This window comes from Streptomyces avidinii, from assembly GCF_014650695.1.
GTDB lineage: Bacteria > Actinomycetota > Actinomycetes > Streptomycetales > Streptomycetaceae > Streptomyces > Streptomyces avidinii.
Genome location: NZ_BMVL01000009.1, coordinates 241,516 through 252,820, shown reverse-complemented (window position 1 = coordinate 252,820; position 11,305 = coordinate 241,516). Strand labels below are relative to the sequence as shown.

Genomic DNA, 11,305 nt, shown 5'->3' with positions numbered 1-11,305 from the left:
GTGTTGAGACTCCCGCCGCTTCATCCCTCCCCCGAGGAGACGGGACCCATGACAGTCACCTCCCCCACCCGCACGACCCAGGAGATCCGCAAGGACCTCCCGGCGGACCTCTCCGCCTCCATCGCCGTCTTCCTGATCGCCCTGCCGCTCTCGCTCGGCATCGCCCTGGCCACCGGCGCCCCGCTCCAGGCCGGCCTGGTGGCCGCGGCGGTCGGCGGGATCGTCGCCGGGCGGCTCGGTGGCGCTCCGCTCCAGGTGAGCGGACCCGCCGCCGGACTCACCGTGGTCACCGCCGAATTGATCCAGCGCTACGGCTGGCGCACCACCTGCGCCATCACCGTGCTCGCCGGCGTGTGCCAGCTCGGCCTCGCCGCACTGCGCACCGCCCGATCGGCGCTCATGGTCAGCCCGGCCATCGTGCACGGCATGCTCGCGGGCATCGGCGTGACCATCGCGCTGGCCCAGCTGCACATCGTGCTCGGCGGCACCCCCCAGAGCAACGCCGTGGCCAACGTCCTCGGGCTGCCCGGGCAGTTGGCCGACCTGCATCCGGTCGCACTGGGCATCAGTGTGCTGACCCTGATCGTCCTGCTCGGCTGGCCCCGGCTGCCCGGACGGGTGGGCCGCGCCCTGCGCAAGGTGCCCGCGGCGCTCGCCGCCGTGGCCACGGCCACCGCGGTCGCCGCCCTGGCCGGACTCAGCCTGCCCCGGGTGGACCTGCCGTCCTGGCGCAGCCACGCCCTGCCGGAACTGCCCGAGGGTCCGGTCCTCGGCCTCATCGCCGCCGTACTGACCATCACCCTGGTCGGAAGCGTGGAGTCGCTGCTCTCCGCCGTCGCGACCGACAAGCTGATCGCCTCCGAGCGGCGCACGGGCAACCGCCCGCCGCGCGCCGACCTCAACCGGGAACTGCGCGGGCAGGGTGCCGCGAACATCGTCTCCGGGGCGCTGGGCGGACTGCCCATCACCGGCGTGGCCGTCCGCAGCGTGGCGAACGTCAAGTCCGGTGCGGTCAGCCGGAAGTCGGCCATGCTGCACGGCTTCTGGGTGCTGCTCGCGGCCGGGCTGCTGGTCCCGGTCCTGGACCTGATCCCGCTGGCCGCACTGGCCGCACTGGTGATGGCGGTCGGCGTGCAGATGGTCAACATCACGCACATGCGCAGCGTCACCCGGCACCGGGAGATCCTGGTCTACGGCACGACCATCGTGGCCGTGGTGCTCGGCGGAGTCCTGGAGGGCGTGGCCATCGGCATCGCGGTGGCGGTCGCGCTGGCCCTGCACCGGCTCGCCCGGACCCGGATCACCGTGGAGCAGCAGGACAACGGGGTCCATCGGGTGCGGGCGCGCGGGCAGTTGACCTTCCTCGCCGTGCCCCGCCTGAGCCGGGTGCTGAACCAGCTTCCGTACGAGGGGCACGCGGTGATCGAGCTGGACGGCTCGTTCATGGACCACGCGGCCTACGAGACCCTGCACGACTGGCAGGAGTCCCATCTGGCACACGGGGGCACGCTGGAAGTGACAGGCCGGGCCGGATCCTCGGCGCGGCTACCCGGAACCACCTCCGCCGACGAGTTGGACGGGTACGACGAGTCCGAGGGAGCCTACGGACCCACCGGGGCCGGAGCGGCCGAAGCAGCCGGTCCGAACGGCGCGGGCCACCACGCGGACCGGTCCCGCCGCGGGGCCCACCAGTGCTGCCGGCCCTGGACGCCGTGGCAGAACCACTGCGACCACCGCCCCGCGGGCACCCGTACGGTCACTGCCGCTGCCGCGGCCGCGGCAGCCGCGGCGACCACAGAGGCCGAGGCGGAGGCCGCCACGGACCGGGCCGCCTCGCCCGCGCCCCGGCGGCGCGGCGCGGGCCAACTGGCCAATGGCATCAGCGCCTTCCAGCGCGACACCGCACCGCACGTCCGGGACGAGCTGGCCCGGCTGGCCCGCGAGGGGCAGCGGCCCTCCCAGCTCTTCCTCACCTGCGCGGACTCCCGCCTGGTGACCAGCATGATCACGGCCAGCGGCCCCGGCGACCTGTTCACGGTCCGCAACGTCGGCAATCTCGTGCCGCTGCCCGGCGCGGAGTCCACGGACGACTCCGTCGCCGCTGCCATCGAGTACGCCGTGGACGTGCTGCAGGTGGACAGCATCACGGTGTGCGGGCACTCGGGCTGCGGGGCCATGCAGGCCCTGCTCAGTTCCACGCCCGGCGCCCCGATGACCCCGCTGCGTCGCTGGCTGAAGCACGGGCTGCCCAGCCTGGAGCGGATGGCCAGCCGCCACCACGCCTGGGCCCGGATCGCGGGCCGGCTCCCGGCGGACGCCGTCGAGCAGCTGTGCCTGACCAATGTGGTCCAGCAGCTGGAGCACCTGCGGGCCCACGAATCGGTGGCCAGGCGACTCGCCGAGGGCACCCTGGAGCTGCACGGGATGTACTTCCACGTGGGCGAGGCTCAGGCGTACCTGCTGTCCGAGGGCGAGGACTTCTTCGACTGCCGGGTCTTCGACAGCGTCGGCCAGCACGCCTGAACCGATACCCTCCCGTATTCGTGCAATCGTTTGGCCCCTTCCCGCCCCCTGCAGCGGGGAGGGGCCATTCGCACTCCGTTCGCGCGCGGCCCGGATCGTGATATAGGTCTAAACCAATTCCCGGCTACCCCTTGTCACCTGGGCCGCTGACTGATGAGCTATGCCCGGGGACACAACGGACACCCTGGGAAAGGGAGATGTCGTGAGCAATGAGAGCCTGGCCAATCTGCTCAAGGAGGAGCGGCGGTTCGCACCGCCCGCCGATCTGGCCGCCGCCGCCAATGTGACCGAGGCTGCGTACACACAGGCCGACGCGGACCGGCTGGGCTTCTGGGCCGAGCAGGCCCGGCGGCTGACCTGGGCCACCGAGCCGACGGAGACGCTCGACTGGACGAACCCGCCCTTCGCGAAGTGGTTCGCGGATGGCAAGCTCAACGTCGCGTACAACTGCGTGGACCGCCACGTCGAGGCCGGCAACGGCGACCGCGTCGCCCTCCACTTCGAGGGCGAGCCCGGCGACAGCCGCGCGATCACCTACGCCGAGCTCAAGGACGAGGTGTCCAAGGCCGCCAACGCCCTCACCGAGCTGGGTGTCGAGGCCGGCGACCGGGTCGCCGTCTACCTGCCGATGATCCCCGAAGCGGTCATCGCGATGCTCGCGTGCGCCCGCGTCGGCGCCGCGCACTCCGTCGTCTTCGGCGGCTTCTCCGCCGACGCCGTCGCCTCCCGCATCCAGGACGCCGACGCCAAGCTGGTCATCACCGCGGACGGCGGATACCGCCGCGGCAAGCCCACGGCCCTGAAGCCCGCCATCGACGAGGCCGTCACCAAGTGCCCGCAGGTCGAGAACGTGCTCGTCGTGCGCCGCACCGGCCAGGACACCGCCTTCACCGAGGGCCGCGACATCTGGTGGCACGACCTGGTCGGCCGGCAGTCCGCCGAGCACACCCCGCAGCCGTTCGACGCCGAGCACCCGCTCTTCATCCTCTACACCTCGGGGACCACGGGTAAGCCGAAGGGCATCCTGCACACCTCCGGCGGCTACCTCACGCAGGCCGCGTACACCCACCACGCGGTCTTCGACCTGAAGCCGGAGACCGACGTCTACTGGTGCACCGCCGACATCGGCTGGGTGACCGGGCACTCCTACATCGTCTACGGGCCGCTCGCGAACGGCGCCACCCAGGTGATGTACGAGGGCACCCCCGACACCCCGCATCAGGGCCGGTTCTGGGAGGTCGTCCAGAAGTACGGCGTCACCATCCTCTACACGGCGCCCACGGCCATCCGTACGTTCATGAAGTGGGGCGACGACATCCCCGCGAAGTTCGACCTGTCGAGCTTGCGCGTGCTGGGCTCGGTCGGCGAGCCGATCAACCCCGAGGCCTGGATCTGGTACCGCAAGCACATCGGCGGCGACCGGTGCCCGATCGTGGACACCTGGTGGCAGACCGAGACCGGCGCGATGATGATCTCCCCGCTGCCGGGCGTCACCGCCACCAAGCCGGGCTCCGCCCAGCGCGCCCTGCCCGGGATCTCCGCCACCGTCGTGGACGACGAGGCGCACGAGGTCCCGAACGGCGGAGGCGGCTACCTGGTCCTCACCGAGCCGTGGCCGTCGATGCTGCGCACCATCTGGGGCGACGACCAGCGGTTCATCGACACCTACTGGTCGCGCTTCGAGGGCAAGTACTTCGCGGGCGACGGTGCCAAGAAGGACGACGACGGCGACATCTGGCTGCTCGGCCGGGTGGACGACGTGATGCTGGTGTCCGGCCACAACATCTCGACCACCGAGGTCGAGTCGGCGCTCGTCTCGCACCCCGCGGTCGCCGAGGCGGCCGTGGTCGGCGCCAACGACGAGACCACCGGTCAGGCCATCGTGGCCTTCGTCATCCTGCGCGGCAGCGCCTCCGAGACCGAAAGCCTGGTCGCGGACCTGCGCAACCACGTGGGCAGCACGCTCGGCCCGATCGCCAAGCCGAAGCGGATCCTGCCGGTCCAGGAGCTGCCGAAGACCCGCTCGGGCAAGATCATGCGCCGCCTGCTGCGCGACGTCGCGGAGAACCGCGCGGTCGGTGACGTCACCACGCTCGCCGACTCCTCGGTGATGGACCTGATCCAGAGCAAGCTTCCGGCCGCCGGCAGCGAGGACTGAGACACACCCAGAAGGGGCACCCGGCGCGCCGCGCCGGGTGCCCCTTTCGCACTTAAAGTGATGATCGCCGGATACGTCCTCGCGTACGCCCTGTAAAATATTGAAAGCATAAAGAAAGACCACAGGGTGCGCCGGGAAGTCTGGTCGGCAATGAGCTTCGCCATGCCGTCCAACCGACCCCCGGAGGTTTCCCCTCGTGGCCGCGCCCAGCCCCACCGACCACCAGAGCCGCAAGCTGCTCGGCCTGCTCTCCCTGCCCGAGCGCCGCTTCGTCGCCGACGCGCTGCGCACCGAGACCGTCGGCGGGGTGCTGCTGCTCGTGGCCGCGATCGCGGCCCTGGTGTGGGCGAACATCCCCGCCATCGCCGACAGCTACGCCGCGGTCCGCTCCTTCCACATCGGCCCCGCGTCCCTCGGGCTGGACCTCTCGCTCCAGCACTGGGCGGCCGACGGCCTCCTCGCCGTCTTCTTCTTCGTCGCCGGCATCGAGCTCAAGCGCGAGCTCGTCGCGGGTGATCTGAGCGATCCCCGGGCGGCCGCCCTTCCGGTGATCGCCGCCGTCTGCGGCATGGCCGTACCCGCGGTGGTCTACGTACTCGTCAACATCGCGGGCAACGGCTCCACGGACGGCTGGGCCGTCCCGACCGCCACCGACATCGCCTTCGCACTCGCCGTCCTCGCCGTCATCGGAACCTCGCTGCCGTCGGCCCTGCGCGCCTTCCTGCTCACCCTCGCGGTCGTCGACGACCTCTTCGCCATCATGATCATCGCGGTGTTCTTCACCAGCGACATCGACTTCCTGGCACTCGGCGGCGCCGTCGTGGGCCTGGCCCTCTTCTGGCTCCTGCTCCGCACGGGCGTGCGCGGCTGGTACGTCTACGTTCCGCTCGCCCTGGTCATCTGGGGCCTGATGTACAACAGCGGCGTGCACGCCACCATCGCCGGCGTCGCCATGGGCCTGATGCTCCGCTGCACCCGCCGCGACGGCGAACAGCAGTCCCCCGGCGAGCACATCGAGCACCTGGTACGGCCCCTGTCGGCCGGTCTCGCCGTACCGCTCTTCGCCCTCCTCTCCGCCGGCGTCTCCCTCTCCGACGAGGCCATCGCCCAGGTCTTCACCCGACCCGAGACCCTCGGCGTGGTCCTCGGCCTCGTCGTCGGCAAGACCGTCGGCATCTTCGGCGGCACCTGGCTTGCCGCCCGCTTCACCAAGGCCGAACTGAACGAGGACCTCGCCTGGCCCGACGTACTGGCCGTGGCCTCGCTCGCCGGCATCGGCTTCACCGTTTCCCTCCTGATCGGTGAACTCGCCTTCGCCGGCGACGCCGTCCTCACCGACGAGATCAAGGCCGCCGTACTGATCGGCTCGCTGATCGCCGCCGTGATCGCGTGCGTCATGCTCAAGCTCCGCAACCGCAGGTACAAGGCGCTGACCGACGCCGAGGAGCGCGACGAGGACCACGACGGCATCCCGGACATCTACGAGCAGCACAACCCCGAGTACCACCTGCGGATGGCCAGGATCTACGAGGACAGGGCCGCGGAACACCGCCGCAAGGCCGCGGACGCGGCCGCCGCCGCGCTCCAAACAGCAGCCGGGTCCACCACCGAGGGCGACCGTCCGGCATGATCTGACTGACGACGCAGGACAGCCGCGCCGCCCGGCAGCAGACGACAGAGGGAGAGAGCGATGAGCGCAGTGGACCAAGAGGCGCAGGGAGCCGAGCTCACACTCGGCCAGCTGGTCGCCTCGGCCACCGCCGAGATGTCCGCGCTGGTGCACGACGAGATCGCCCTCGCCAAGGCGGAGATCCGCGAGGACGTCAAGCGCGTGGGCAGCGGTTCCGCCTCCATCGCTGCCGCAGGAGTGTTCGCGGTCTTCTCCCTCCCGGTGCTGACCTTCGCCGCGGCGTACGGGATCCACAACCTCGGGCTCGGACTCGCGTGGTCCTTCCTCATCGTCGGCGGCGCGTTCCTGCTGATCGCGGGCGTGCTCACGCTGATCGCCGTCCGCAAGTTCAAGAAGGTCAAGCCGCCGGAGAAGTCCATCGCCTCCGTCAAGCAGACCGCCGCACTGGTCGGTACCGTCAAGCCGCACCCGCGGCCGGTGAGTGACAAGGCTGTGGGTGTGGCACGCTCGTCCTCATGACAGCGCCCACCCCGGACCCCAGCGTTCCTCCCACAGCTGCCACGGCGGTGCGGCTCGGCCTCCCCGGCGGCCGGTCGGTGACGCACCGGGACGTCGCCGCCAACGGCGCCCGTTTCCACGTCGCCGAGCTGGGTGACGGTCCGCTGGTCCTGCTGCTGCACGGCTTCCCGCAGTTCTGGTGGACCTGGCGGCACCAGATGACCGCGCTCGCCGACGCCGGGTACCGGGCGGTCGCGATGGACCTGCGCGGCGTGGGCGGCAGCGACCGCACCCCGCGCGGCTACGACCCCGCCAACCTGGCACTCGACATCACCGGGGTCGTACGGTCCCTCGGCGAGCCGGACGCCGCACTGGTCGGGCACGACCTGGGCGGCTACCTCGCCTGGACGGCGGCCGTGATGCGGCCCAAGCTGGTGCGCCGGCTGGTCGTCTCGTCCATGCCGCATCCGCGCCGCTGGCGCTCGGCGATGCTGTCGGACTTCGGGCAGACGCGGGCCAGTTCACACATCTGGGGTTTTCAGCGGCCTTTCGTTCCCGAGCGGCAGCTGGTCGCCGATGGCGGGGCGCTCGTAGGCGAGCTGATCCGGGAGTGGTCGGGTCCGCGGCCTCCCGAGGACGAGGATCTGGCCGTGTACCGGCGGGCCATGTGCATCCCCTCCACCGCGCACTGCTCGGTCGAGCCGTACCGCTGGATGATGCGGTCGATGGCGCGGCCCGACGGGATCCAGTTCAACCGGCGGATGAAGCGGCCGGTGCGGGTGCCGACGCTGCACCTGCACGGTTCGCTCGACCCGGTGATGCGCACCCGCAGTGCGGCCGGTTCCGGGGAGTACGTCGAAGCCCCGTACCGGTGGCGGCTGTTCGACGGGCTCGGGCACTTCCCGCACGAAGAGGACCCGGTCGCCTTCTCGTCCGAGCTGGTGAACTGGCTCAAGGACCCCGAGCCGGACCGCTGACGGACCGTCGGCCGGGCGGCGATCACCCCTGAACGGGCGGCAGTTCGCCCGTGCGCTTGTCCGACGAGCATTCAATTGCCCGGCGCATAGGCCAATTGGCCGCGCCTGACGGGGTTACGGACCATGGGGCCCGGGCACAGCTCGAAGTATGAGCTGGACGCACGACTACGGTGACACCGCGCACGAACGCCGCTCGGCAGCTACGCCGGGCACCCACGAGAGGGCCGGCCGGCACGGCCACGACCCCCGCCTCGGGATTCCGCTCATCCTGCGCCGACGGGCCCGATGGGTCTCCGCGCGCCTGCGCCATCCACGGACGTAGGCGCCCGGCGGGAGCGGGAGCGGCCGCGACTCAGAGGGCGCAGCCCTGGCTGTCGACCCGGCGCACGGCTTCCTTGCCGATCCGGATGTCGTCGCGGATCTCGTCCACCGTCAGCACGTAACCGGTGTTGGGGTCGTCCAAGGACTTTGCGAAGACGACTCCGTACACCTTGCCGTCGGGGGTCAGCAGCGGTCCGCCGGAGTTGCCCTGGCGAACGGTCGCGTACAGCGAGTAGACGTCCCGTCGGACAGTACCGCGGTGGTAGATGTCCGGACCGTTGGCGTTGATCCGGCCGCGGACGCGGGCGGGGCGGACGTCGTACGCGCCGTTCTCCGGGAAGCCGGCGACGATCGCGTCGCCGCCGCTCGCCGCGTCCTTCTCGGAGAACTCCAGCGGCGGGGCCTTCAGCTTCGGCACGTCCAGGACGGCGATGTCGCGCGCCCAGTCGTAGAGCACGACCTTGGCGTCGTACAGCTTGCCCTCGCCGCCGATCTGCACGGTCGGCTCGCCGACGCCGCCGACGACGTGCGCGTTGGTCATCACCTTGCCGGGCGCGAAGACGAAGCCCGTGCCCTCCAGCACCTTGCTGCAGCTGGGCGCGGTGCCGACGACCTTCACGATCGAGCGTTTGGCCTGCTCGGCGACGGGGCTGCCGGCGAGCGCCGGGTCGGGCGCCCGTACCTCGGTGATGGGCTCGTTCGAGAACGGGCTGAAGACCTGGGGGAAGCCGTTGCGCGCGAGGGTGGAGCTGAAGTCCGAGAACCAGGTGTTCGCCTGGTCGGGCAGCACCCGCGACACGCCGAGGAGGACCTTGGAGTTGCGGACCTCCTTGCCCAGGGTGGGCAGCGAGGTCCCGGCGAGCGCAGAACCGATCAGCCACGCCACCAGCAGCATCGCGACCACATTGACCAGCGCCCCGCCGGTCGCGTCCAGCGCGCGCGCCGGTGACCAGGTGATCTGGCGGCGGAGTTTGCTTCCGAGATGGGTGGTCAGGGCCTGGCCGATCGAGGCGCAGATGATGATCACGACCACGGCGATCACGACGACCGTGGTGGACACCTGGGTGCCGTTGTCCGTCACCCGGTCCCAGATCAGCGGGAGCAGGGACACGGCGACGAGACCACCGCCGAGGAAGCCGATCACCGACAGGATGCCGACGACGAACCCCTGGCGATAGCCGACGATCGCGAACCACACGGCGGCGAGCAGCAACAGGATGTCCAGCACGTTCACGTGGGTCACCGTCTCATGCGCGCCAGTCGAGCGGGACCTGTCGTGACCGGTCCCACGGCCGCTCCCAGCCCGCGAAGTGCAGGATCCGGTCGATCACCCCAGCGGTGAAACCCCAGACCAGGGCCGATTCGACGGTGAACGCCGGCCCCAGGTGACCCCGCGGGTGAACGGCCATGACCCGGTGTTCGGGATCCGTGAGATCGGCCACGGGAACCGTGAAGACCCGGGCCGTCTCGGCCGGATCCACGGCTCCGACGGGGCTCGGGGCGCGCCACCAGCCGAGGACCGGGGTCACGACGAACTCGCTGACCGGGATGTAGAGCCGGGGCAGCACACCGAAGAGCTGGACGCCGGAAGGATCCAGTCCGGTCTCCTCCTCGGCCTCGCGGAGCGCGGCACGCAGCGGGCCGGTGGTGTGCGGATCACCGTCCTCGGGATCCAGCGCGCCGCCCGGGAAGGACGGCTGGCCCGCATGCGAGCGCAGGGTCCCGGCGCGCTCCATGAGGAGCAGCTCGGGGCCGCGGGGGCCCTCCCCGAAGAGGACGAGCACGGCGGACTGCCGCCCGCGGCCGTCCTCGGGCGGCAGGAAGCGGCTCAGCTGCCCCGGCTGGACGGACCGGGCCGCCTCGACGACGGGATCGAGCCAACCGGGCAGACCGTCGGTGGTGACGGCCGGGGCACCGCCCTCGCGGGCTCCCGCCCTGGCCTCGGTCTCGTCCCGCGTACCGCGCGTCATGGGCACCCCTGTCCGCGTCGTCCTGTCCAACACCGTCTCCACACACCGCAAACGCGGCCCTGGTAGCGATTCGTTCCTGAGTCCCTGCGTGCTTGGTGCCTGCGCCGCCCGCCCCACCTGCCCGCGCCTACGTACCCGCGCCCTGCGGGCCCGCGTCCTGCGGGCCCGCGTCCTGCGGGCCCGCGTCCTGGACGGCGCCGCCCAGCGGCGGGGCCGGCAGTCCCGGGTAGTCCGGGGGCGGGCTCAGCCGCTGCCCCGGCTGGCCGCCCTTCTCGTACTTGAGCAGCTTCTTCGCCTTCTCCGGGTCCGTCTCGCCCTCCCCGTACGCCGGGCACAGCGGGGCGATCGGGCAGGCTCCGCACGCGGGCTTGCGGGCGTGGCAGATCCGCCGTCCGTGGAAGACGACCCGGTGCGAGAGCATCGTCCACTCGCTCTTCGGGAAGATCGCGCAGATCTCCGCCTCGACCTTCTCGGGGTCCTCCTGCGCGGTCAGCTTCCAGCGGCGCACCAGCCGGCCGAAATGGGTGTCCACGGTGATCCCCGGGACACCGAACGCATTGCCGAGGACCACGTTCGCGGTCTTGCGGCCCACTCCGGGCAGGGTCACCAGGTCCTCGATCCGCCCCGGCACCTCCCCGCCGAAGTTGTCCCGCAGGGCCTGCGAGAGGCCGAGCAGGGACCTCGACTTGGCCCGGAAGAACCCGGTCGGCCGGATCAGCTCCTCCAGATCCTCGGGGGCGGCCGCGGCCATGTCCTCGGGGGTCGGGTAGGCGGCGAAGAGGGCCGGGGTCGTCTGGTTCACCCGCAGGTCGGTGGTCTGGGCCGACAGCACCGTCGCGACGAGCAGCTCGAAGGGATTGCGGAAGTCGAGCTCCGGATGGGCGTATGGGTAGATCTCGGCCAGCTCGCGGTTGATGCGCCGCGCCCTGCGCACCATGGCCAGGCGGGATTCCGGCTTGACCGACTTCGGATTCTTGGCCGAAACTTTGCCCTGTGGGGTGGCCGCGGCCCGCGCGGACGTCTTCACTGGGACATGTTCGCCCACGGCAGAATTTTGGGGCTCCGTCACTCCGGCGGACCCCTTGGCCTGTGCTCTCACCGGCTTATTGGACACCCGGCCAGCCTAAGGCCGGGCGCTGACACCCGCCCGGACCTCAGGTAACACGACTCCGATTGGCCTCTCGCCGCACAGCACGCCCGTCCGTCCGGCATCCTTGTGATTGATCGC

Annotated in this window: 8 protein-coding genes; 5 read left to right on the top strand and 3 right to left on the bottom strand. The window is 71.1% G+C overall.

Annotation, left to right across the window (positions count from 1 at the left end):
* The first annotated feature begins 48 nt into the window (after positions 1-48).
* From IE257_RS24355 to IE257_RS24335, 5 genes are all read left to right on the top strand, one after another.
* Positions 49-2,523, top strand: coding sequence for a SulP family inorganic anion transporter (locus IE257_RS24355; protein ID WP_189971993.1), 2,475 nt, complete (start codon positions 49-51; stop codon positions 2,521-2,523).
* 160 nt (positions 2,524-2,683) lie between these two features.
* Entirely contained in the window at positions 2,684-4,681 is a 1,998-nt protein-coding gene (acs, locus tag IE257_RS24350) for an acetate--CoA ligase (RefSeq protein ID WP_189971991.1), read from the top strand.
* Positions 4,682-4,877: 196 nt separating this feature from the next.
* A complete protein-coding gene (gene nhaA / locus IE257_RS24345; RefSeq protein WP_189971989.1) occupies positions 4,878-6,311 on the top strand; it encodes a Na+/H+ antiporter NhaA in 1,434 nt (477 codons plus the stop codon).
* A gap of 60 nt (positions 6,312-6,371) precedes the next feature.
* Complete coding sequence (locus IE257_RS24340; RefSeq protein ID WP_189971987.1) at positions 6,372-6,830, top strand: phage holin family protein; 459 nt, start codon at positions 6,372-6,374, stop codon at positions 6,828-6,830.
* A complete protein-coding gene (locus IE257_RS24335; protein ID WP_189971985.1) occupies positions 6,827-7,786 on the top strand; it encodes an alpha/beta fold hydrolase in 960 nt (319 codons plus the stop codon). The genes IE257_RS24340 and IE257_RS24335 overlap by 4 nt, the downstream gene beginning before the upstream one ends.
* Positions 7,787-8,138: 352 nt before the next feature.
* Here the strand turns inward: IE257_RS24335 and IE257_RS24330 are convergent, their stop codons facing one another.
* The 3 genes from IE257_RS24330 to nth form a co-directional block, all read right to left on the bottom strand.
* Complete coding sequence (locus IE257_RS24330) at positions 8,139-9,341, bottom strand: MarP family serine protease (RefSeq protein ID WP_189972124.1); 1,203 nt, start codon at positions 9,339-9,341, stop codon at positions 8,139-8,141.
* Between the two features lie 13 nt (positions 9,342-9,354).
* Positions 9,355-10,077, bottom strand: coding sequence for an NUDIX hydrolase (locus tag IE257_RS24325; RefSeq protein WP_189971983.1), 723 nt, complete (start codon positions 10,075-10,077; stop codon positions 9,355-9,357).
* A 127-nt stretch (positions 10,078-10,204) separates the two neighbouring features.
* Positions 10,205-11,104, bottom strand: a complete 900-nt coding sequence (gene nth / locus IE257_RS24320; protein ID WP_372453122.1) for an endonuclease III — start codon at positions 11,102-11,104, stop codon at positions 10,205-10,207.
* Positions 11,105-11,305 lie beyond the last annotated feature (201 nt).